Below are 22,137 nucleotides of genomic sequence, written 5' to 3'. Positions count from 1 at the left end.
CGACCCACAGCCCGCCCCATCAGCTTGACGAAACCCATAGGGGCACCCCCCCGCGACGGGCGCGCCGCCGCCGGCGCCGACCCCGCCGCCGCCGAACGCACCGAACGCGGCGCCGCCCACGGCCAGCATCAGGACGTTCGACAGGCCGTCCGAGATCTGGAGGGCAGAGGAGTTCGCGCCGACCTCGTCCGGCGCGGACAGGCTCAGCGCGACCACGCTCGTCGAGGAGATGACGGTCCCCATGCCGAGGCAGCCGACCGCCCACGCGACCGCCACCACCCACACCGGCACCGCGCGGACCAGCACCGCGGGCGCGATCGCGATCCCCAGCGTCACCAGCACCATGCCGAGGGCCGTCAACGGCTCCCGGTGCGGCTGGAGTCGCGGTCGCGACTGCGCGTACGAGCCGAGCGCCCAGGTCGCCCCGCCCACCGCGATCGAGAGGCCCGCCATGGTCGGCGACAGGCCGCGCTGCGTCACCAGCATCAGCGGCACGAAGCTCTCCGCGGCGATGAACGACCCCGCGGCCACCCCGCGCAGCGCCACCACGGCGGGCAGCCCGCGCGCCGCCCGCCAGGTCCCCGCGGGCAGCAGCCTGGGCACGGCGGCGCCGAGCAGCGCGGCGCCCGCCGCGGCCGGCACCAGCGACACCCAGCGCAGGTCCTCGCCCGCGTACTGGAGCAGCGCGGCGCCGGCCGACAGCGCGAGCGCCGGCACGAGGCGGCGCCGGCCGAAGCGCGGGGCGGGCGCCCGCGGATCGGCGCGGCCCGCGGCCATCCGCCGGATCGCGGGCAGCGCGAGTGCGAGCGGCAGCACGATCAGGACCGGGATGCCGAGGAACACCCAGCGCCAGCCCAGCTGTTCCGTCACCGTGCCGGCCGCGAGCGGCCCCACCACGGACGGGACGACCCAGGCAGCCGCGAACGCCGCCATGATCGAGGGCCGCAGCCGCCGCGGGTACACGCGCCCCACGACGACGTACAGCGCGACGATCACCAGGCCCCCGCCAAGACCCTGCACGGCGCGGCCGACGATGAACACCCACATGCCCGCGGCGGTCCCCGCGACGAGCAGCCCCGCCGCGAACATCCCGATCCCGGCGGTGAGCGGCGCGAGCGGCCCTGCGCGGTCCGCCCACTGCCCGGCGAGGACCATCCCGAACAGACTGGTCGCGAAGTACGCGGAGAACGCGAAGGCGTACAGCGGGATCCCGTGCAGCTCCCGCGCCGCCACCGGCATCGCCGTCCCCACGGCGGTCGCCTCGAACGCGATGAGCAGCACGGCCGACACGATCCCGACGCTCAGCGCCCGATACGGCGCCCGCAGCACCCCGTCACCCGCCGGCGCGCCCGTCCCCGCGCCCTCCTTCGTGCCCGCCGGCCCCGCCGACCCCGCAGTCCCGGGCGGCCCCGCCGGCTCGGCGGGCTCGAAGGCAGCGACATCGGCGTCGCGCGGCTCAGGCGTCTCCACCCCGCCAGCGTAAGGGTCACAGCCGCCCATGGCCCCTGTCCGACGACGGGTCCCACCTGGTCCCTTGGACGTACGCCCCCGGGGGCGCGGCGGGCCCGAGCCCCGGACAGACCGGACGGGCCCTGTGCCCGGATACGCACGCGCGACACCGACGTACGCACCGCTCCCGACGCCGTACTTCGTGAGCGTGTCGTCCGCGGGCCCCTTGGCGGACCCGGCCGTCGTGGTGCTGGACCCCTACGGCAGTTCAGACCGGCAGCTCAGGTCCCCCCGCCCCGCGCGCCGCGGCGCCCGTCCACAGAAGCCGGGAGGAGGAAGCCGCGCACGGCGTCCGTCACGCGCCACCGGCGGGGCGGAGCGCCGGGTCGGAGGTGAGGCCGCCGCTGTCCGCGCACTGGAGCTTCCCCGCCACCCTGAGCGCGACCGAGTTCAGCACGGAGAGGTTGGCCTCGTCGATCTGCCGCCGGGTGCCGTCCGGTTCGCTCCTGTGCTGGCTCAGCGCGGCGTTCGACAGGACGGACTCCACGATGGCGGGCTGCTTCTCCGTGCTGCCCTTGAGCCGTGGGCTGACACAGTCGAAGTAGAGGTACGCCCAGTCGGGGTTCACGAACGCGTTGCGCCCGATCCCGTAGCGCACATGCCCGGAGAACGTCTTCCTGTCGGCCTCCTGCGCCGTGGCGAAGCTGAACTGCACGCGCAGGTCCGAGGTGCCGACCGTCCTGAGGTTGGGCACGGCACACGCGGTGGCCGGCTTCACGTCGAGGTCCTCGGCGTCGACACCGGCCACATACCCGTCCCGCAGCTCGGCGGCGGCCCTCGCGAGATCCGCGTCACTGCCGCTGGACGGCAGGTACTCCTTCGAACCCGTCAGGAAGTCCAACGACTTCGCGGCATGCGGCGAGAGCGCACCGCCGCAGACCTCGGCCGCCGAGACCGTCTTCTGCGCTCGGCCGCCGTCATCGCCGCCACCACCGCAGCCGAGGACACCCGCCCCGATCCCGACGACCACCCCGACGGCCCCGACCGCCCTCCATGCACGCACGTCAATTCCCATCGATCAACTCGAACCAGCCCTTGCCACCGTCAGCCTCAGCCCGTCTGTGGCTGATTGCCCTGCTGGACCTCCCGGAGATTGCCTGTGTTGTACCCGTCCTGGGCACTCTGCCGCAGATCCTCGGCGAAGTTGCCGTCGCCGACGTGGTTGAGGTTGTGCTGTTCGATGAACACGTTCGCGGGACCCTCGACGTTCTCCTCGCCGGCCTTGAAGACAGCAGCCCGCTCCTGGTGTGCCTGGTCGCCCAGGCCGTCCGTGTACTTCTCCTGCGAAGCGTCCGACCAGTCGCCCATCATCTGCCCCGCGTACTGCTCGATGACGCCCTGGCCGTTCTCCACCGCGAGCGGGACGAGAACCGCCGCCGCTCCGGCGGCGGGCGCCGAGATCGGCAGGAACGCGGCGCCCGCCCCCACAGCAGCCCCGACACCCAGATCGATCCACCCCGACCGCTTCTCCATGGCCTTCGCATAGTCATCAGCGGTCTTGCCGTACTCGGCCCCGATCTGGTCCGCGCGGGACTGGTCGAGAATGCCCTGGGTCTGGGCGCCGATGTTCACGGCGTGACGGGCGAGGCCCTCGTTGGTGACCGTGCCGTCCGCATTCACCTGCGCCTCAAGCACCGAGGTCGTGTAGACGCGCTGGGCATCGGTCACGGAGGCGTAGGCGTCCGGATGCTGGCCGAGGGAGCTCAGGAACCCGCGCGTGTCCGACCTGCCGAACTCGGCGTGCGCGCCGTGGTTCTTGCCCGGCGCGAAGACACTGTCGTCGGCGTTCTTGTCGAGTCCCCAGTCCAGGTCGTCGATGTACCCGGCCCCCATGTTCCCCAGGCTGTCGGACAACGACTCCTGCTTCTTGAGCAGTTCGGCGTCGCCCCCGTACTGCGCCACGACCTTCTGCATCACCTTGGCGCCGTCGTCGGTGCGTACCAGTGCGGCGTGCTGGTCGTCGTACGAGTGACCCAGGGTGGCCGACTCCAGGGCGTGGCCGAGGCTGTCGTAGCCGAACTTGTTGCTCTCGCCACCGTCGACGACGTCCTTGGGCCAGTCCCGGTCCTTCGTGAGGTAGTCGAAGGCGTCGACCTTCTTGTCGTCCGTCGTGTCGCCGGGCGTCAGGTCGATACTGCTGTTGAAGAAGTCGGCGGACGCCTTGGGGTTGTGTCCGAGCGACTCCATGAAGCCTTCCATCGGGTCGTGTCCGATGTCCGTTCCGCTCCAGTTGAGATGCGACATGCCACCGAGCGAGGAGGTCCAGAACATGCTGGGCTTCCCCAGGCCGTTCTTCGTCATCTTGTTCTCGGTGACGACGAGCGCGTCGCCGTAGTCGTGGAGGAACGTGGAGTCGAACTTCCCGTACCGCATCAGGTTGCTCATGACCTGGAAGCCGTAGGGCGAGGTGCCGCGCGTGTGGATCGGCTCCGCACCCGCGTTGATGATGTCGGTCTTCCACTGGTTCATCGCCGGGCTGTCGGAGTGTGTGGCGCTGGCCAGCGTCAGGCTCCAGTTCTTCTGGAGGTCCTTGAGCAGGTCCTTGTGGTCGGCGCCGAGACGCGACCCGTCACTCGGGTCGCCGATGTCCGCCCAGAAGTCCAGATTCCCCTTCGCGCCGACATCCAGGGCGAACTGCTCGGCGAAATACTGGTCGCCCTTGTTGTCCGCGAGGTACTTGTTGAGCCGCTTGACCTCGTCGGGGGTCGCGTCGTCCCCCTTCGCCACGATCGCGGCGGCCTTCTTGGCGTCTTCGGTGTCCTGTGCCTTGGAGGCGGACTTGAGGGAGCTGTAGTCGGTCCCGGAGAAGTCGTTCTTGTCCTTGCCCACCAGCGTGCGCAGCGCACGGGACGCGATCCCGTCCGCGTCGTTCGCCCGTTCGACGGCCGCCTTGATGGCGGACCTGGTGGCCGCGAACTGCTCCTCGGTGGGCTTGGGCCCGTCGTAATCGCTCGACCTGCTGTCGGGACGGACCAGATAGCTGACGACACCGTCGGGGTCTATGCGTATGCCCTTGGCGGGGGCCTCGTCCACGACGGTGTTGAGGGCCTTCCTGGCTGCCGCGAACTCCGTGTGCGCGTCACGGAGGATGTTGCGGATACTGCTCGCCTCCGTCTTCGCGTCGCCGAACTCCTTGGCCGTCTTCCGCACGAACTCACGGGTCACCCCGGCGTTCTCCCCGGCCCAGTCGGCCTTCTCCGCCTTGGCCTTCATGGCGTCGGCGGACCGTTCGAGCGCCTCAAGCTTCGTGACGGTGGCGCCCCAGTCCTTCACCGCGTCGTCGAGGCCGCTCAGGTTCGCATGCAGGACCTGCTCAAACGTCAACATGCCCGACCCTCACGTGAAGTGCTTGTCGATCTCGGCGATCGAGAAGTTGCTGATCAGGGTCTCTTCGTGGTTCTTGTGACTGACCACGGTGTCTTCGAGGTGGTTGTGGATGTGCGCGCAGGCACTCAGCAGTGTCTCGGCCTGAGTCCGCCAGGTGTCCCACGCGGTCCACAGGGCGGAGCCGGTGGCGAAGCCGTCAGCACTGAGCGTGTCGGCGGCCGTACCCGTGTTCGCTCCGGCGTGGAACGCGTCTGACTCGAACTGGTGGAACAGGCTTTGGGCGTCGTTCCCGACGGCCTTGAGGTCGGGCGAGGTGACCTTGTAGTCGGCGCCGGCGCCCCCGCCTGCGGCACCGGCAAGCCGCATTCTCGCGTTGTCGGCCGCGGCGCTCCGCGCGGACGCCCACTCTTCATCGAACGACATGATGCCCCCGTCAGTGAGAACCGAGACCGGCCGCCGCACCGTCTCCGCCGACAGGGCCCGGGGTCGCACGCTCCGACGTCACACTGGCGTTCCGCCCGCCCCGAGCGCGGTCAGACACCCGCCCGCCGTCGCATGACAAGGCGCCCCCGCTCCCCCGTGTCGCCGTGCGCCAGAACGCCACCCGGCTCCTCATAGTCCCGGGCACTTTATCATTCCTTTGATATGCCAGGGGTGCCGATTTCCGGGAGGAATCGCCCTATTCGAGCTTTCCGGACAGTCGATGAAAGCAGTGGCAACTCGCCTGCCGGGATTTCCGCCGCGTCAGACACCGCTGCCCGGCGGGGCGGGCTCCCTTCCCGCCGGAGGCGGCGGCTACTGCCCCGGGTACCGGGAGGCCTGCCGGTCCGGGTGCCCCGGGGCCTGCGGCGGGTCACCCGGCTGTAGCTGCGTCGTGTACGCGTACGGGCCCGGCGGCTGCGGCGGCGCGACGGCCGCGGACCTGCGACGGGCCCGCGAGACCGCGAACGCCGCCGCGCCCGCCACCGCGACCACGGCGGCGGCGACTCCGATCCACAGCCCCGTGCCGCCCCCACTGCCCGAGCCCGAGGCGGTGCTCGCGGCGGGCGCGTGGCCCTGCCCGCCGCCGCTGCTCCCGCCGCTCGCCCGAGCACCGTCCGAGGCGGACGGGGCGGCCGACTTCTCCGACGCGGCGAGGTCGGGCAGCGGATACACGTCCGCGGGCCCGGGATCCCCCGGGTGCTTCAAGGCGACCAGCGGCCGAACGGCCCCGTACCCCACCGACTCGTTGTGCCGCCCACCACCGGCGACACCACTCGCCGTGTTCAGCAGAACGCGCAAGACCTGGTTGTTCGTCCAGTCCGGGTGCTTCGACCAGAGAAGGGCGGCCGAGGCGGAGGTCAGTGCGGTGGCGTCACTGGTGCCGCTGCCGCCGCACAGCCCGGACCCGCCGGGACAAGCCTTGATGATGTCCTGGGCAGGCGCCGAGATGTCGACCTGCGGCCCGGTCTCCGAAAGAGGAAGCTGCGCCGCCTTGCGATCGAGCCCACCGACCCCGACGACTCCGGGAGTCGCGGCCGGATACTCGACCGGGTTTCCCTTCTCCCCCTCATTCCCGACAGCAGCGAAGACGAGCTTGTCTTTGGAGAGGGCATACTTCACCGCCCCTTGGAGTTCCGAACTGTCGTGCCCTATGTCGCCGACCGAGATGTTGATGACCTTGGCCGATGTATCTGCGGCATACCTGATCGCTGCCGCCATGCTGGTATCGAACGGCACGCCGCCCTTCGCCGACTCCTCGTTCACGTAGGGAATCCGAATGGGAATCACTTTCGCCCCGGGCGCGAGGCCCCACGACCCCCGGGTAGGACCGAGATTTCCCGTGGCAGCTATCAGCGCAGCCATGGCAGAGCCGTGGCCGGCGACATCGTTGTACTCGTCTCCCTTCTGCGTTGAGAAATCCTTGCCAGGCAGCATCCGTCCCTGGAGATCCGCCAAGGACTTGTCGACGCCCGAATCGATCACGGCCACCGACACGCCCTTGCCAGTCGTGATCCTCCAGATCTGGTCAGCCTCCATGGCATTGAGGTGCCACTGTTGATCGCGCACCGTTCCTGCGGCCGCCGCGGGCACCGCGGCCACGCCGAACAGCAAGGCGGCGATCCCTGATACCACCACGGACCTGGAAAGCGCCGAACGTCGGCGTGCTGCGCGCATCTTCTCTGACCAATCCGGCGGGCTCAGTCGATGACAGGAGGTACAACCCGCCGGTTGCCCTGCTGCCAGGTCTCTTCTTCCTCGATCAGGTAGTCCGGACGCTCGCCATCGCCCTCACTCACGGGACGTCGCGCACCGACTCCGGCACGGGGCAGAGGCCCCGTACGGTCCAATTGGCCTCTCCGCTGCGACGAAGCCGCTTCCTCTTGCCGCAACAACCCCGCCCCGCCCTGCGTGAAGGGACGAGCGCCCATCCTTCCGGGCTGTCCGGGACGTCCCACCACTCCGCCGGGCTCGGAAGCAAGACGACGTCCTCCGACCAGACCGTTTCGTCCCGCGTCCGGTACGCCGCCGCTCCCCCCGTGCGTGCCCGGCACCCCACGTCCCATCATCTGCCGTCCGCTGCTGCCATCCGCCCTTTCAGAGCCGATCACCGTGCCGCGCGGCAGACGCGCGGGCGGTCTACCGGCAGGCGACTCCACAGGCCGCCCCCCGATGATCCCGCTTTGGCGCGGGAGAGACGACCGACCGCCGGTCTGCGCCATGCCATCGGAAGGACCACCCAAAGCACCCGCCCGGGGCAGCTGCCCTACCGGAGTACCGCTACTCCTTCGGCTACTGAGGCCGCTCGGCCCGGCACCTGTACCACCGAAGGGCGGGAGAACGACGCTGGGCACCGGCTGAGGGCGCGAAGCCCGGTCCGGTACGGGAGGGGGCAGAGTCTGCTGCCCATCCCTGGGCATGGTCTGGGACGTCACACCGTCAATCTCGGTGCGCGGGTTGTGGGCAAACGAGCTCGGCCCCACATGGGCACCTCCGCCATAGGTGGCGTGAGCGACCGAGGACGAGTCATCACGGGACACGACGCCACCGCCCGCAGGCCCACCCGTGACCGTCGCAGCCAGACGACCGCCGTCCGCCGTCGAGCGGCGAACGCCTCCACCGGAGACGCCCAGCGGCGATACGTGCGGGTCGGGATCTTTCCAACGGTCACCCAGACGAGAGGCCGGCGGCGGGAACGTGGGCGGCTTCAACTTGTTGATCTCGGTACCCGCCTGCACATACGACGACGCCAACCTCCGCATCTGCACCGCAGCATCCGCACGCGCCGACTCGATCCGCGACGACGCCAACATCGCCGACTTCTCCCACCCCGGAGAACCACTGTCCGCCAACGCCCGCGCCGCATCCCGCAGATCCGACCGAGCCCCCACCGTCACCGACAACGCCGGCATATTCGCATGCGCCTCCACGATCGTCTGCGACACATGACCCATCCACCTGCCCGCACCCCCCGCATACGAAGCCAGCTTCAACGTCGCATTCGCCGTCTGATCACCCCACTCACGAAACGCATCACCCCCCTCACCCTCCCACTCCAAAGCCCTGACATGCGCCTTCAGATGCTCACCGATCTTGCTCACCGTCTCCGCAACCGAAGCCAGCTTCTCCGAAACACCCGCCGCCGTCCGCGCATCCGCCGACCGCAACAACGCCACCATCTCCGCATGCGACATCGACTCGAAATCCGTCTCGCCCGGTACCGGCTTTCCACCACCCGGTGAGCCCATGAAGCGCCTCCCCCGTGCTTCGAACTGTCCGCCCGTACCGATCAGCGGGCCTTGGCCATCGACTTGTACAGGTCCCGACCGGATGGTACTGCCCCACGGTCGGCTCCCGCAGCGGCGCCTCCGGCCTGCCCCGTTGCGTTCCGTCACGTCATCCGCGGGTCCCGGTCCGGAAGCGTGGCCGGAACGGTCACATCATTGGTGCAGCCCACGGCCGGCAGGATCCGCGCCGCCGAGACATACAGGGCCTGCGTCGCGGAGCGGTCGTCGAACCCGTCCCGAAAACGCAGGCCACCGTGCAACGTCGCCGGATGCCCACCCGCCGGCGTACTCCCCGGCCGCCGACAGCCGATGTTCACCTGCCGCTGATACACATTCACCCACAAACAGGCAAATGTCTTGCTCACATGGGTCACACCTGCGCGACCTGCTGTCTCCCGCTGCCAGGACCAGCCTCGTAGACGGTGTTCTCGGGGATGAAACCGGCGGCGGAAACCGGCGTTCGCGTCCTTGACCAGATAAGCGCGTCTCGGCCTGCACGATCCCGTCGCACACCGTGGCCCAAGAGACCGGTCGACCGGCCACCTTGGCCTCGCCGCGTTCCTCATCCGGCGACCGGAGGGGACGTATTCGGGGGCTCCGGGCTCGGCGCGTTCTCCACGGCTGCCACCTGCCGCACGCCCCCGTTTCCCGAGCAGCGGAGGCTCTTGGCAGCCGCATAGGCGACCGAGTTCAGGAACGTCAGATTGGCCCGCCGCAGTCGCTCCGTCTCCGCAGCCGACCCCGGCGTGCGCTTCCCACTGTGCGGACTCGATCTCAACGCGGCTTTCACCACCAGTGGGCCGTCCTCATTGCCGGGCAACCGGGGGCTCTGGCAGGGGAAGTAGAGTTCGGCCATCACTTCGTCGGCATAGGCCACGTTGGGTCCCAGTCGATAAGTACCCTTCGCGTTCTCCTTCGCGACGAACGACAGGTCCACCTCGGCGTCCCACAGGGGACCGCCGGCCGGAGTGACCTTGCACGCCCGCCCTTTCGCCTCCTGGGTGAAGGTCGTCGGATCCGTCGGCGTACCGGGAACGTACGAGGCAACCAGCTCCGCCACGGCCCGCGCGGGATCCGTCCGGACATCGTCCGGCGCGTACTTCTTGACGGCGGTCATGACTCCGAGCGCTTTGACGCCCTCCGCAGACAACGCGCCGTGGCACACCCTGTCCGCGCCGACCTGAGCGGAGCCCTGCGAACGCCCGTCGCCTCCGCTCGCGTTGCCGCCGCCGTCCTCGCACCCCACGACGGTGGACGCGAGCACAAGCAACAGCGCGCCGGCCCGCCACATCTGCCTCACGGAGGATCCCTTCCCCACGCCGCCGCTCATTGTCCGCTCAGTCATCCGTCTGCGGCTCACTACGCGTCCACTGTGAGATGTTCGACGCGGTGTTGTATTCGTCTCTGCCCGCACCGAGAAACTGCTCCACTTGGGGATCAGTGGTCCTCAGTCCGTGCCGTTGCAGGAACAGTTGCAGCGGTTTGTCCGCATTGCTCTGACCGTCCTGCATCACGGCACGCACCTGGTCGCGGCCGTCCTGTGCCACCTGGTCGTTGTGGTTGTCCGCGCTGGAATCGATCCAACCACCGGTGAGGTCACCCACGTAGTTGTTCACGACTTCCTGTCCGTTGTCCATCGCCAGCGGCACGAGGATCGCCCCGACCCCGGCAACGGGGGCCGAGATCGGCAAGAACGCCGCACCGGCCCCGACCGCAGCCCCCACTCCCAGATCGATCCAGCCCGAGCGCTTCTCCATCGCCTTGCTGTACTCGTCGGCCGTATGACCGTGCTGCGCCGATATCTCGGCGGCACGACCGTCGTCCAGTGTCCCCTGGACACCTGACGTGTACCGCGATATCTCATCCAGGCGGCCCCATTCGGGATGCCCGTCCGTACCTGCGAAACGCTCCAGCGCGGAGTCCGCGTACAGCCGGTTCGCCTGAGAGACGGTGGAATAGGCATCAGGGCTCTGCCCGAGGGTGCTGAGGAAGCCCTTCGCCTCGAAACTCGTCATCTTCACGTGCGCGTGGGGGTTGGATGACGGAGCGAAGGCGCTGTCCTGGTGATCGCCGGACGTCGCCCAGTTCAGATCGTCCACGTAGCCGCCGGCCATGTTGCCCAGGCTGTCGGAGAGAGCCTGCTGTCGCTTGTAAATCAACTCCGCGCCGGAGTCGCCTCCGTACGTGGTGATGACCTGCTTCATGATGCTCGCGGACATCGCGTCCCGGTGCTTCAGCGCCTCCGCGGGGTCGGGCTCGGGGTCGTCGTACGGGTACCCCAGCGTGGCCGACTCCAATGCGTGGCCCAACGCGTCCGACGTGTAGTCGGCGGACGCCTTCAGGGCCTTGGGGTCCAGGCTCGTCGTGTCCGGAGCCGTCTGGTAGCCGACGTTGGCGTAGAACTTCAGATAGTCCGAGATCTCCTTGCCGTCGGCGCGCTTCGGGGGACCGCTCACCAGGTGGCCGTCCTCGTCGTACGCGTGCGGGACGTCGTGGAAGAAGTGCTTCGACGCGTCCGGGCTGTGCCCCAGCGCCTCCAGCACACCGGTCACCGGGTCGTAGCCAGCGCCGTCCTTGCCCGAGGGGTTGAAGAACGCGGGATCGTTCGGGGCATTGATCTGCTTGTTCTGAAAGAACATGTACGGGTCCTTGGCGTGGAGCTGTGTCACGTGCTCCGCGATGGGATCAAGGAACTTCGGGTTGTAGTTGTCGCCGTACCGCAGGATGCCGCCGAGCAGTTGGTACCCGTACGGGGCGCCGCTGGGGTTCATGGAGTTCTTCGTGAGTGGCAGCTGCTGAGTTCCCAACTGCCGCATGCGCGCTGACCACTTGGATGCCCAGTCATCATCCTTGCCCTGTGGCTGCGTCGCGGTGGCGAGCGTCATCCCCAGGTTCTTCTGCAACGCCTGGACGTCCTTGAGTCTGGTCGTGTCGAGATCCGTGCCCGGGCCGTACGGGCTCGCCGCGAGCTGCCCGTAGAAGACCAAGGACTCTTTCGGCCCCAGGTTGCTGTAGAAGTCCCTTGAGAACTCACGGGATGTGTTGTTGTCACGCAGAAGCTCGTTCAGCTGTTGGAGTTGAGTGTGGGAGAGGTCAGCGCCCCTGCGTGCGAGTTCGGCCGCTCGGTGCGCCTGTTCGGCATCGAGACTGCTGTAGACCGGCGCGCTGAACTGGTGCTTGTCGCGCGTGGCATCGGCCTTGAGGGCGTTGGATGCCGACAGGTCGGCGTCATCACACGTTTCCACAACGGCGTCGACCTGTTTCTGCAGTGCGGCGATCCGGTTCTGCTGCCGGCGGTACATGTCGGCGAAGTCCGGATCGTGGCGCGCGTCGTTGTCCTGCTCGACGGGGTGCAGCGCCTCGACCCTGCCATCGGAACCGATCTTCAGATGCTGGTCCTTGGCATGGTCGATGAGCTTCTGGAGCTCGTCCTTCGCCTTCTTGAACGCGGCGTACGCCTCCGAGATGATCGCGTGGATGCCCTTGGCCTCCTTGGCCGCGTCGCCGAACTCCTTCGCAGTCTTGTCGATCATCGGCTTGGTCACGTCGGCGTTGGCCCCGGCCCAGTAGTCGTCCTTCGCCTTGTCCGCCATCGTCGTACGCGCGGTGACGGCGAGCTTCTCCAGCCTGCCGGCCATGGTCGACCACTCGTCCATCGCCTTGGACAGCTTGCCGAGCGGGGCATAGTACACGTCGTCGAAGGTCAACATGGCTGCCCGTGGGTTACCCGAAGTAGTGGTCAATGGCCGTCACCTGCATGGACGTCTGGATGGTCGCTTCCTCCTTCGCATGGGACGACGCGCTGTAGTCGAGGTGGTTCGATATGAGAGCGCACGCGCCGAGCAGGGTGCCGACCTGCGACTTCCAGGTGTCGTGCACGCCCTGCAACGCCACACCCGTGCGGTAGTTGCTGCCGCTCATGGCCGTCGCCGCGGTCTGTGTGCTCTCGTCGGCGATCCGCCCGTCCGCCGAAAGACGGTCGTGCAGGTGGTAGGCGGCGTTTCCCAGCGCCCCGAGGTGGTCCTGGTTGACCTGGAGGTCTTTGCCCAACGGCCCGCCCGGCCCACTGGGCTCCGGCGCCATGTGGTTCAGCTCCATGCCGACATTCCGCGCCGCCTGCTCGCGCGCGGACGCCCACTCCTCATCGAACGACATGCCGCTCCCCCATCACCCGCTCCATCGCACGCAGCCACGCGGCTCCACGCTGAACCACGAGGAACCAGCGCCACGGTCCCAGATACTTTAACTGTTCATGGCAAGCCTCTCAGGGCTCGGGCCTGGCCCCACGCCCCTGGTACGGCCCGGTCTGCGGGGTCGCCGTCAGCGCGCGCTGGGCGCCTTGCGCCGGGCGCGGGTCACGGTGAAGCCGGCTCCCAGAGCGACGATCACAGCGGCCACGCCTGTGCCGGTCCAGAGTGCGGTGTGGCCGCCGGAACTCGACGACGGGCTCGCCGCGGGGGACGCGCTCTGGCCGGTGCGGCCCTCTGCGCCCGACGACGGGTCGGCCGACTTCTCCGACGCCGCCAGGTCCGGCAGCGGGTAGACGTCGGCGGGACCGGGGTCGCCGGGGTTCTTGAGCGCCACGAGGGGGCGTACGGCCCCGTAGCCGACCTCCTCGTTGTGCCGCGCACCGCCTTCGACGCCGCTTGCGGTGTTCAACAGCACGCGTAGGACCTGGTTGTTCGTCCAGTCCGGGTGCTTCGACCAGAGAAGGGCGGCCGACGCGGAGGTCAGTGCGGTGGCGTCACTGGTGCCGCTGCCGCCGCACAGCCCCGTCTTGCCCGCACACGCCTTGACGATGTCCTGAGCCGGTGCGGAGATGTCCACCTGAGGACCGGTTTCCGAGAGCGGGAGGGAGACCGCCTTACGGTCCAGGCCGCCGACGCCCACGACGCCGGGAGTAGCGGCGGGGTACTCAACAGGGTTGCCTTTTTCGCCGCTGTTGCCGACCCCTGCAAAGATCAGTTTCCCCTTGCCGAGAGCGTATTTCACGGCGGACTGCAACTCGGGACTGTCCTGCGTGGCCCTTGCGACAGAAATGCTGAGAATCCGCGCCTTCGAGTCCGCGGCCCATCGAATGGCCTCGGCCATGCTGGTGTCGAAGGGCTTCCCGCCCTTGGCGAACTCCTCATCCGCATAGGGAATGCGAACCGGAATGATCTTACTTCCCGGAGCCAGCCCCCACGAACCCTGAGCAGGTCCGAGTTTTCCGGTGGCCGCGATCAGGGCCGCCATACCTGACCCGTGCCCGGCCACGTCCGTGTACTCGTCTCCCTTCTGCTGGGAGAAGTCCTTCCCGGGGAGGATCTGCCCTCGCAGATCAGGAAGTGATGTGTCGACACCTGAGTCGATGACCGCCACCGCCACGCCCTTTCCGGTGGTGATCTTCCAGATCTGGTTGGCCTCCATGGCGTCGAGGTGCCACTGCATCTCGCGGACGGTGTCCGCGGCCTGCGCGGGTACTGCCGTCGCCCCCAGGAGAAGCCCGCCCATCCCGCATGCGGCGGCCCGGTAACACAGCGATCGTGGGCGTGTTCTGCGCATCTTCCCTCTGGCCAATCCGGCGGACTCAGTCGATGACAGGGGGCACGACCCGCCGGTCGCCCTGCTGCCAGGTCTCTTCTTCCTCAATCAGGTAGTCAGGACGCTCCGTTGACCGGTCACCCTTACGGCGTCGGGAGCCAGAGCCGCCATGAGGCGGTGCTCCGGCCCGACCTGCCTGGCCGGGACGCTCCCCGGCGGTTCCCTGGTCCCGGGCCGAGCCTTCACGTACGAGCCCAGAGCCTCCGCGGGTGAAAGCACTCTCACCCAACCGCCCAGACTGCGCGGGCCGACCCACGGCACCACCGGTTTCCGAGGCCAGTCGACGCCCGCCGACGAGACCGTTGCGGCCTGCGGCGAACCCGCCCTGCCCGCCCATGTGCATGCCGGGCATACCGCGGCCCATCATCGGCCGTTGACCGCCGGCGCCGTTGGTGCCCTCTTCACCGCCGACGACCAGGCCGCGGGGCAGCCCCGCCGGCGGTCTGCCGCTCGGCGACTGCACGGGTCGTCCACCGATGATCCCATTCTCACGCGGGAGCGTGCTTCCCCTGCCCGCGGCCATAGCCTCACCGGCGTTCGGCACGCGCGGGATCCCCGCGCCCGCACTCCCCACGCCCGGCCGTTTCGCGAAATCGCTGCCCCGCGAGCCGATGCCGTAAGCAGCTCCGGGCGCGCCGCCGAAAGCAGGAGGAACAACCCCCGGAGACGCCCCTCCCAGGTCGAGACCGTGAGGCGGTGGGCCAAGAGGGGACTCTGTCCTCGTCGGGGAAACCGTCGGCACCGCGCTGTCGATATCCATGTGTGAGTCCGGCGCATGCGAGGCACCGATCGCCGGGGAATGTGTAGCCGAAGGAGCGGAGGGGTGGCTGAACGCCGAAGATCCTCGAATCAATTGATGCGCACCGAACTGCCCGCCGTGAGAGCCGCCAGTCGCCGGTTCTCTGCCGCCTTCCGAATTGGCAAACCGTGGGGCCGTCCCGCTGCTGCCGGGTCGAGTGATCTCTGAGTGCGGATCGATCCAATCGTTACCGAGCCCATTCGCCGGCGGCGGGAACGTGGGCGGCTTCAACTTGTTGATCTCGGTACCCGCCTGCACATACGACGACGCCAACCTCCGCATCTGCACCGCAGCATCCGCACGCGCCGACTCGATCCGCGACGACGCCAACATCGCCGACTTCTCCCACCCCGGAGAACCACTGTCCGCCAACGCCCGCGCCGCATCCCGCAGATCCGACCGAGCCCCCACCGTCACCGACAACGCCGGCATATTCGCATGCGCCTCCACGATCGTCTGCGACACATGACCCATCCACCTGCCCGCACCCCCCGCATACGAAGCCAGCTTCAACGTCGCATTCGCCGTCTGATCACCCCACTCACGAAACGCATCACCCCCCTCACCCTCCCACTCCAAAGCCCTGACATGCGCCTTCAGATGCTCACCGATCTTGCTCACCGTCTCCGCAACCGAAGCCAGCTTCTCCGAAACACCCGCCGCCGTCCGCGCATCCGCCGACCGCAACAACGCCACCATCTCCGCATGCGACATCGACTCGAAATCCGTCTCGCCGCCGGGCGCGGTCATGAGGCGCCGCCGTGCTCGCCGTAGCCCCCCGTGCCGGACGTGGGGCCCTGCTTGTGGGCATACGGATCCCGATCCGGGTGGTACTGGGCTTCGATCTCGCTGTTGAGCTTGTGCATGCGCGCCTTGATGTCGTCGTCCAGGTCGTTGTAGCTCTTGCCGGACGTCTCGATCGCGAGGCTGAGGCTCTCGATCTGGAGGCCGAGGACCTTGGAGAGGTTCTCCAGCTCGGTGTGGACGGTGTCGTAGGAGGCGTAGAGGTACTGGGCCTCGTGGAAGCCCTCGCCGCCGAGGTGGGTGCGCTGCATGCGGTCCTGGCCGACGCGGGTGGGCGCGGCCTGGGAGCCGTGGAGCTCGGTGAGCAGGCCGTCGACGTCCTTCTTGAACTGCTTCATGTCGGCGAGGTTGTTCACGACGTCGCCGACCGCCGACTGCACGCTGCCGATCAGCTCGCTGAACATGTTCCCGAAGAGGCCGCCCGAGCCTCCGCCGCCGTCCGCTGCCGCCGCTACCACGACTGTCTCCCCCGTCCCGCCGCCGCGCGGATGGCCGTCCGCGCACCGTCATGCCGTAGCCACTGTATCGACCGCCAGTGACAGTACGCAGGCGAGGGCTGACACGGCAACGGCGTTCGCGCCCCGGGCCGGCGCCCCGGGCCGTTACATCCGGGCCGTCACGCCTGGACGACCGCCGCCTGGGGCCTGATGGGCAGCCTGCCCACGGGGCGGCCGGTGGCCGCGCGTACGGCGGAGGCGACCGCGGCGGGCGACGTCACGACGGAGACCGCGCTCGCTGGCTTGGCGCCGAACGGCGCGACGACGTCCCGCTCCTCCACGAGCCGCACGATCCTGACGTCCGGCGCGTCGAGCGCGGTCGGCAGGGTGTAGCCGGTGAGGTCGGGGTGGCGCACCAGGCCGCGGCTGGTGCGGAGGTTCTCGGTGAGCGCGGCGCCGATGCCCTGGGTGACGCCCGCCTCGATGCGGGTGCGCAGCTGGGCGGGGTTGAGGACGCGGCCGACGTCCTGGGCGACGGCCATCTCCACCACGCGTACGGTGCCGAGTTCGATGTCGACGTCGACGACGGCCCGGATCGCGCAGAAGGACAGGCCGACGAACGCGTCGCCCTGGCCCGACTCGTCGAGCGGCTCTGTGGGGTGCGGCCGGGACTGCGCGGTGGCCCACAGCTCCTTGCCGTCGAGGGCCTCGGTGACGGTGGTGGAGAGCACGCCGTCGTACGAGGTGATCTTGCCGTCGGCGATCTGGAGGAGCTCGGTCGACATGCCGAACTTGTGGGCGAGCGGCTGGAGCAGCTGGGTGCGCACCATCTTCGCGGCGCGTTCGACGGCGCCGCCGGAGACCCAGGTGTGGCGGCCGTGGGTGGCGGGGCCCGCGGGCGGCTGGTCGGTGTCGACCGCGGCGACGTGGACCTCCTCGACGCCCAGCGTCTCCTGCACGATCTGCCGGGCGAGGGTGGCGAAACCCTGGCCGGTGTCGACGGCGGCGCAGATGACGGTCGCGGTGCCGTCGTGGACCTTGACCGTGGCGGTGGAGACCTCGTCCGCGCCCTCGGCGCCGAGCATGTGCACCATGCCGAGGGCGTAGCCGACGCCGCGGCGCACCGCGCCGGGCTCGCCGGCGCCCTCGGGTCCTCCGGGCAGCAGCCACGCCTCCTCGGGGGTGTCCTTCGGCAGGGTGGGGAGCGGGAACTCCTGTACGGAGCGCAGGAGTTCGGCGACGGGCGCCGGGCACGTCACGGTCTGCCCTGTGGGCAGCATGTCGCCGGTCGCGAGAACGTTGCGCAGCCTCAACTCGGCCGGGTCGAGGCCGAGTTTGGCGGCGAGCTTGTCCATCTGGCCCTCGTAGGCCGCGCACACCTGCATGGCGCCCTCGCCGCGCACGTGGCCCGAGGGCGGGTTGTTGGTGCGTACGGCCCAGCCCTCGACGAAGGCGTGCGGGACGACGTAGGGGCCGCAGGCGAACGCGACGGCCGCCGCAAGCGATTCGGACGACTGGTCGGCGTACGCGCCCGCGTCGAGCAGGATCTGTGCCTCGACCTTCACCAACCGGCCCTCGGCGTCGGCGTGGTGGCGGTAGCGCAGCAGAGTGGGGTGGCGGTGGGCGTGGCCGAGGAAGGACTCCTCGCGGGACGCGGCGAGCTTCACGGGACGGCCGGTGCGCAGCGCCAGCAGCCCCAGGGGGATCTGGAAGCCGGGGTCGTCGCGGTCGCCGGTCGCGCCTGGCACCCCGGTGACCACGATCTTGACCTGCTCGGGCGGGAGTCCGAAGCAGGCGGCGGCGAGGTCGCGGTCGGTGTGCGGGTCGGTGGAGGCGGTGTAGATCTCCACGCCGCCGTCGGGGCGGGGCACCGCGAGGCCCGCTTCCGCGCCGACCGGCGCGGGGTCCTGCCGCCCGATGCGGTAGAGGCCCTCGACGACGACGTCGCCCTGCGCCGCCGGGTCGCCGTAGCGCAGCGGGATGTGCCGGACCAGGTTGCCGTCGGGGTGCAACGGCTCGGCGGAGAAGGCCTTTTCGGGGTCGGTGACGGGTTCGAGCACCTCGTACTCGACGGCGACGGCGGCGGCGGCGAGGCGGGCGGCGTCGGGGTGTTCCGCGGCGATCGCGGCGATCGCCTCGCCGTGGTGGCGCACGACGTCGGACGCGAAGACGGGGCGGTCGGCGACCTTGCGGCCGTACGAGGAGTCGCCCGGGACGTCGGCGTGGGTGATGACGGCGCGCACGCCGGGCATGCGGGCGGCGGCCGAGGTGTCGACGGAGACGATGCGGGCGTGCGGGTGCGGGGAGCGCAGGACGGCCGCCCACAGCAGGCCCTCGGCCCACAGGTCGGCCGCGTACGGGTAGGTGCCCTCCGCCTTGGCGCGGGCCTCGGCCGCGGGGAGGGACGCGCCGAGCCCGTGCGTGGGGGCCTCGCCGTCCTGGGCCGCGGAGTCGGGTTCGGTGGCCAGGTCGTCGCTCACGCCATGCCTCCGTCGTTCGCGTGCGGGTGGTGCGGCCCCTGGGGCTCGTGGGCGCCGTGCGGTGCCTGGACACCGCCCGCGCCCGGCGGGGCCTGGTGCGGGATCCTCGCACCGCTCTCCCCAGTGCCCTGGGTGCCCGCGCCGGGCGCGGAGGGCGCGAGGTGGGCGGGCTCGGCGGCGTGGGCGGCCTCGACGGCGGCGGCGCGCTCCGCGACGACCTCGTCGACGGCTTCGAGGACGCCCCGGTAGCCGGAGCAGCGGCAGAGGTTGCCGCTGAGCGCCTGGCGGGTCTCCAACTCGCTGGGGGCGTGGTTGCCTTCGAGCAGGTCGTGGACGGTCATCGCCATGCCGGGGATGCAGAAGCCGCACTGCACGCCGCGGGCGGCCAACGCGCGCTGCACGTCGGACGGTTCGCCGTTCGCGGCGAGTCCTTCCACGGTCCGCACCTCGGACCCGGCGGTGGTGGCGGCCGGGACCAGGCAGGAGGCGACGAGCCGCCCGTCGACCTGGACGTTGCACGCGCCGCACTCGCCCTGCGAGCAGCCGTCCTTGGCGCCCGCGAGGCCGAGCCGCTCGCGCAGGACGTAGAGCAGGGACTCGCCGATCCAGGCGTCGTTGACGGGCCTGTCCTGGCCGTTGACCCGCAACACGTAGGAGAAGGTGGGGTGTTCGACCTCGTCGTGGTCCGGGAAGGGCTGGTCGGCCGACTCCTCGCCGGGCGCGGGCGCCTCGGCGGGGTGCGGTCCCGGCACCTGCGCGGCCACGAACTCCCGGCCGTAGGCGGCGCCACCGGGCTCGGGCACATCGGAGGGCCCCGGGGCGCCGGAGTGTTCCGGGCCGCCGGAAGGGCCCTGGGTGCCGGAGTGTTCCGGGCCGCCGGCGGCCTCGGGGGCGCCGTCGGCGTGGAGGACTCCGTCCTCAGCGCCGCTCCCGGCGCCGCCCTCGGACCCATCAACAGCGACAGCGACAGCGCCGGCCCCGTCCTCGATCCCGTCCGCACCCTCCGCCGGGGCCTCCGCTTCGGTCGGCTCCCGGTCAGCTGTCCCGGGCCCGTCAGCCGCCCCGCCGGCCCCCGTGCCGTCCGCGGCCCCTGCGGACGCCGGCTCGTCCCGTACCGCGTCCTGCTCCCGGTCCTGCCCCGCGTCTTCCGGCCCCTGGCCGGCGGCGTCCTCCGGGCCCTGCCCCGCGTCCTCAAGGCCCTCTTCACCCGCCGTTACGGGCTCCGCGGCGCCCTGCTCCCCGGTGGCCGCCGCGGCTGCCCCGCCCGCGGCGCCGTCCGGCGTCCGGAGGTCCGGGACGGCGCCGTCCCGCTCGTCGGGCAGCGGCGGCTCGTGGCCCGTCCCGTCCCCTGCGGGGGCGAACCCGGTGTCGCGGACGGCCTCGCGGGCCTCGGCGGCGGCGTCGGCCGTCGGGGCCCAGCCGTGCTGGACCTCCTCGCGGGACGGCGCCTGGGGTTCCGGTTCGGGTTCCGGTTCCGGGGCCCAGGGGGCGCGGGCTCCGCCCGGCAGGGTGGCGGGCGGCATGACGCCCGCATTCCACGGCGACGCCGCGAGCGCGGCGCTCAACTCGCCCGAGTCGTCCAGCACGTCGCCGGTCGCGAGGGGGATGCGCCACTGCCCGGCGGACGCGGGCTGCGGGGGTGCCTGAGCCTCCTGGGGGGGCTCGTCCGCGGCCCCCGCGCCCGGGTCGAGGCCGGTCCCCCGGGTGTCGAGCGCCTCGGTGAAGTCCCAGTGGCCGGTCGCGCCGGGGTCGTGCTGCGGGACGGCGTGCTGCTGGGGCGCGTACGCCCCGTACTGCTGGGCGGCCGGGTCGTGTCCGTAGGGCGCCTGACCGTACGGGTCCTGCGCGTACATGTCCTGGGTGCCGTACGGGTCCTGGACACCGTGCTGCGCGTACGGGTCCTGCCCGTAGCCGCCGCCGTAGTGGTGCTGGTCGCCCTGGTCCGCCTGCGGGTCCGGCGCCCCCCAGGTGCCGGCGACCGCGGGGTCGGGCTGGAGCGGAGTGATCATCGGCGGTACGTAGCCGTGGCCGGGGGCGGCGAGCGGCGCGTCGGCGTCGCCCTCCGGCGGCAGTTGGACGAAGGCGGTGGCCTCCGCGTCGTACTCGCCGCCGTGCGGCACCGGGCGCCACGCGCCCCGGCCGGCCTCCGCCTCACGGCCGGGCTCCGGCCAGTCGTCGGCGCCCTGCACGCCGCCTGGTGCGTTGTCGGTCACGAGAGCGCCCTCCCCAGTGCTCGCCGGGCCAGGGTGGCGACGGTACGCCGCAGGTGCTGCACGGCGGGCGAGGGCCCCGGCGCCTCTCCCCCGTCGGCCGGCGGCAGCGGGTCCGGCACGCAGGCCGCCGCCACGTACTCCCCGAACGCCGCGAGCGCCTCCTGGGTGAGGCCGCGCACACCGTCCCAGTCGATGAGCGACGCGATCCACTGCTCGGCCTCAAGGGGCCGCAGCGGCACCGGCGCGACGGCGCCGACCGCGCAGCGCACGCCGCGCCGCGCCGGGTCGAGCACGACCGCGACGGAGGTGGTGGCGCGCCCGGGTCCGGTGCGCCCCGTGGCCTTGAGGAAGACCTGCGGGGCGTGCAGCAGCGGCACCCGGACGAAGCCGATGAGTTCGGCGGGGGCGAGCATCTCGCGGCCCGCGAGCAGGTGGGTGACGGGGATCTCGCGGCGCGCGCCGTCCGGGCCCGCGACGATGAGGTCGGCCTCCAGGGCGGCGAGCACGGGCAACGTGTCGCCGGTGGGCGCGGCGGTCGCGATGTTGCCGCCGAGCGTCCCGGCGTTGCGGATCTGCGGGGGCCCGGCGGCGCGCGCGGAGGCGGCGAGCGCGGGGATCAGCGCGGCGAAGTCGGGGCGGCCCATGCGGGCGTGGGTGAGGCCGGCGCCGAGGAGGGCGTGGCCGTCCTGGTAGTGCCAGCCGCGCAGTTCGCTCATCCGGTTGAGTCCGACGAGCGCGGCGGGCCTCAACTGCCCCCTGTTGACGGACGCCATGAGGTCCGTCCCACCTGCGACAGGCACCGCGGCGGGCATGGCCGCCAGCGCCGCCACGGCCTCGTCGAGCGAGGCCGGGAGCGTCACGGACTGTGCTGTCTGCGGTGCGTGCGTGGTCAACCCAGCTGCCCCTTTCCGGTGTCCCGGCAGTCCCGCCTGTGTGCCGTACCGTACGTGCTCACAGGCCGGACGTGGCAACTCTGGCACATCTTCCGAGCCGCCCGACGCGAGGGTCCACGAAGGACGTATCCGCACCTTGACGGGTGGAAAGTCCGCGTTCGTCAGGGTGTTGGGGCCATGCGGGCGGGTTGCCGCGTTCACTCCGTTCGAAAACCGTACGGGCGGTTTGCGAACGGCCCTGTCCTGCGGGTGTTCCGTGCGCGCGGCCAGGCGGCTCGTCGTCGGGGGGCAGTGGCGGCTCGGGGAGCTCGGGCGGCTCCGGCGG

Annotated in this window: 16 protein-coding genes; 1 reads left to right on the top strand and 15 read right to left on the bottom strand. The window is 70.7% G+C overall.

Translation table 11 applies throughout. From position 1 onward, the window contains the following. The 5 genes from ABEA77_RS31400 to mycP (ABEA77_RS31380) form a co-directional block, all read right to left on the bottom strand. Window positions 1-1,470 (bottom strand): MFS transporter (locus tag ABEA77_RS31400; RefSeq protein ID WP_345655198.1); only part of this gene is annotated, 1,470 nt, incomplete at its 3' end. Window positions 1,471-1,804: 334 nt separating this feature from the next. After that, on the bottom strand, window positions 1,805-2,512 hold the full coding sequence (locus tag ABEA77_RS31395; RefSeq protein WP_345655196.1) for a hypothetical protein: 708 nt from the start codon (window positions 2,510-2,512) through the stop codon (window positions 1,805-1,807). Window positions 2,513-2,559: 47 nt separating this feature from the next. Further along, entirely contained in the window at window positions 2,560-4,836 is a 2,277-nt protein-coding gene (locus tag ABEA77_RS31390; protein WP_345655194.1) for a hypothetical protein, read from the bottom strand. Between the two features lie 9 nt (window positions 4,837-4,845). Continuing rightward, on the bottom strand, window positions 4,846-5,259 hold the full coding sequence (locus tag ABEA77_RS31385; RefSeq protein WP_345655192.1) for a hypothetical protein: 414 nt from the start codon (window positions 5,257-5,259) through the stop codon (window positions 4,846-4,848). 372 nt (window positions 5,260-5,631) lie between these two features. After that, window positions 5,632-6,930: a type VII secretion-associated serine protease mycosin gene (gene mycP / locus ABEA77_RS31380; protein ID WP_345655190.1), complete on the bottom strand. Its 1,299-nt coding sequence runs from the start codon at window positions 6,928-6,930 to the stop codon at window positions 5,632-5,634. A gap of 1,101 nt (window positions 6,931-8,031) precedes the next feature. Between mycP (ABEA77_RS31380) and ABEA77_RS31375 the strand changes: the two genes are divergently transcribed. Next, window positions 8,032-8,265 (top strand): hypothetical protein, encoded by a 234-nt coding sequence (locus ABEA77_RS31375; protein WP_345655188.1) that lies wholly within the window; start codon window positions 8,032-8,034, stop codon window positions 8,263-8,265. 442 nt (window positions 8,266-8,707) lie between these two features. On the opposite strand, the gene ABEA77_RS31370 is transcribed toward ABEA77_RS31375, so the two are convergent. From ABEA77_RS31370 to ABEA77_RS31325, 10 genes are all read right to left on the bottom strand, one after another. Next, window positions 8,708-8,968, bottom strand: coding sequence for a hypothetical protein (locus ABEA77_RS31370; RefSeq protein WP_345655186.1), 261 nt, complete (start codon window positions 8,966-8,968; stop codon window positions 8,708-8,710). 197 nt (window positions 8,969-9,165) lie between these two features. After that, window positions 9,166-9,903, bottom strand: coding sequence for a hypothetical protein (locus ABEA77_RS31365; protein WP_345655184.1), 738 nt, complete (start codon window positions 9,901-9,903; stop codon window positions 9,166-9,168). Window positions 9,904-9,940: 37 nt separating this feature from the next. After that, entirely contained in the window at window positions 9,941-12,313 is a 2,373-nt protein-coding gene (locus ABEA77_RS31360) for an ATP synthase subunit B family protein (protein WP_345655182.1), read from the bottom strand. A gap of 13 nt (window positions 12,314-12,326) precedes the next feature. Further along, on the bottom strand, window positions 12,327-12,758 hold the full coding sequence (locus ABEA77_RS31355) for a hypothetical protein (protein WP_345655181.1): 432 nt from the start codon (window positions 12,756-12,758) through the stop codon (window positions 12,327-12,329). A 165-nt stretch (window positions 12,759-12,923) separates the two neighbouring features. Next, a complete protein-coding gene (mycP, locus tag ABEA77_RS31350) occupies window positions 12,924-14,033 on the bottom strand; it encodes a type VII secretion-associated serine protease mycosin (protein WP_345655179.1) in 1,110 nt (369 codons plus the stop codon). 139 nt (window positions 14,034-14,172) lie between these two features. Next, window positions 14,173-15,735: a hypothetical protein gene (locus ABEA77_RS31345; RefSeq protein WP_345655178.1), complete on the bottom strand. Its 1,563-nt coding sequence runs from the start codon at window positions 15,733-15,735 to the stop codon at window positions 14,173-14,175. Next, a complete protein-coding gene (locus ABEA77_RS31340) occupies window positions 15,732-16,247 on the bottom strand; it encodes a hypothetical protein (RefSeq protein ID WP_345655176.1) in 516 nt (171 codons plus the stop codon). The genes ABEA77_RS31345 and ABEA77_RS31340 overlap by 4 nt, the downstream gene beginning before the upstream one ends. A gap of 158 nt (window positions 16,248-16,405) precedes the next feature. Next, entirely contained in the window at window positions 16,406-18,706 is a 2,301-nt protein-coding gene (locus ABEA77_RS31335) for a xanthine dehydrogenase family protein molybdopterin-binding subunit (protein ID WP_425588428.1), read from the bottom strand. Further along, the gene (locus ABEA77_RS31330) at window positions 18,703-20,919 is read right to left on the bottom strand and encodes a 2Fe-2S iron-sulfur cluster-binding protein (RefSeq protein ID WP_345655174.1); all 2,217 of its coding nucleotides are present in this window, start codon (window positions 20,917-20,919) and stop codon (window positions 18,703-18,705) included. Before ABEA77_RS31330 ends, ABEA77_RS31335 begins: the two co-directional genes overlap by 4 nt. Then, window positions 20,916-21,812 (bottom strand): FAD binding domain-containing protein, encoded by an 897-nt coding sequence (locus ABEA77_RS31325; protein ID WP_345655172.1) that lies wholly within the window; start codon window positions 21,810-21,812, stop codon window positions 20,916-20,918. Before ABEA77_RS31325 ends, ABEA77_RS31330 begins: the two co-directional genes overlap by 4 nt. Between the last annotated feature and the right edge of the window lie 325 nt (window positions 21,813-22,137).

Origin of the sequence: Streptomyces tremellae (assembly GCF_039540215.1) — a bacterium.
Lineage (GTDB): Bacteria > Actinomycetota > Actinomycetes > Streptomycetales > Streptomycetaceae > Streptomyces > Streptomyces tremellae.
This window is presented reverse-complemented; position numbering and strand designations above follow the sequence as displayed.

Coding starts and splice junctions, on each gene's coding strand:
- ABEA77_RS31390 (WP_345655194.1), bottom strand. CDS start 4,836: ATGTTGACGTTTGAGCAGGTCCTGCATGCGAACCTGAGCGGCCTCGAC.
- mycP (WP_345655179.1), bottom strand. CDS start 14,033: ATGCAGTGGCACCTCGACGCCATGGAGGCCAACCAGATCTGGAAGATC.
- ABEA77_RS31385 (WP_345655192.1), bottom strand. CDS start 5,259: ATGTCGTTCGATGAAGAGTGGGCGTCCGCGCGGAGCGCCGCGGCCGAC.
- ABEA77_RS31360 (WP_345655182.1), bottom strand. CDS start 12,313: ATGTTGACCTTCGACGACGTGTACTATGCCCCGCTCGGCAAGCTGTCC.
- ABEA77_RS31355 (WP_345655181.1), bottom strand. CDS start 12,758: ATGTCGTTCGATGAGGAGTGGGCGTCCGCGCGCGAGCAGGCGGCGCGG.
- ABEA77_RS31345 (WP_345655178.1), bottom strand. CDS start 15,735: ATGACCGCGCCCGGCGGCGAGACGGATTTCGAGTCGATGTCGCATGCG.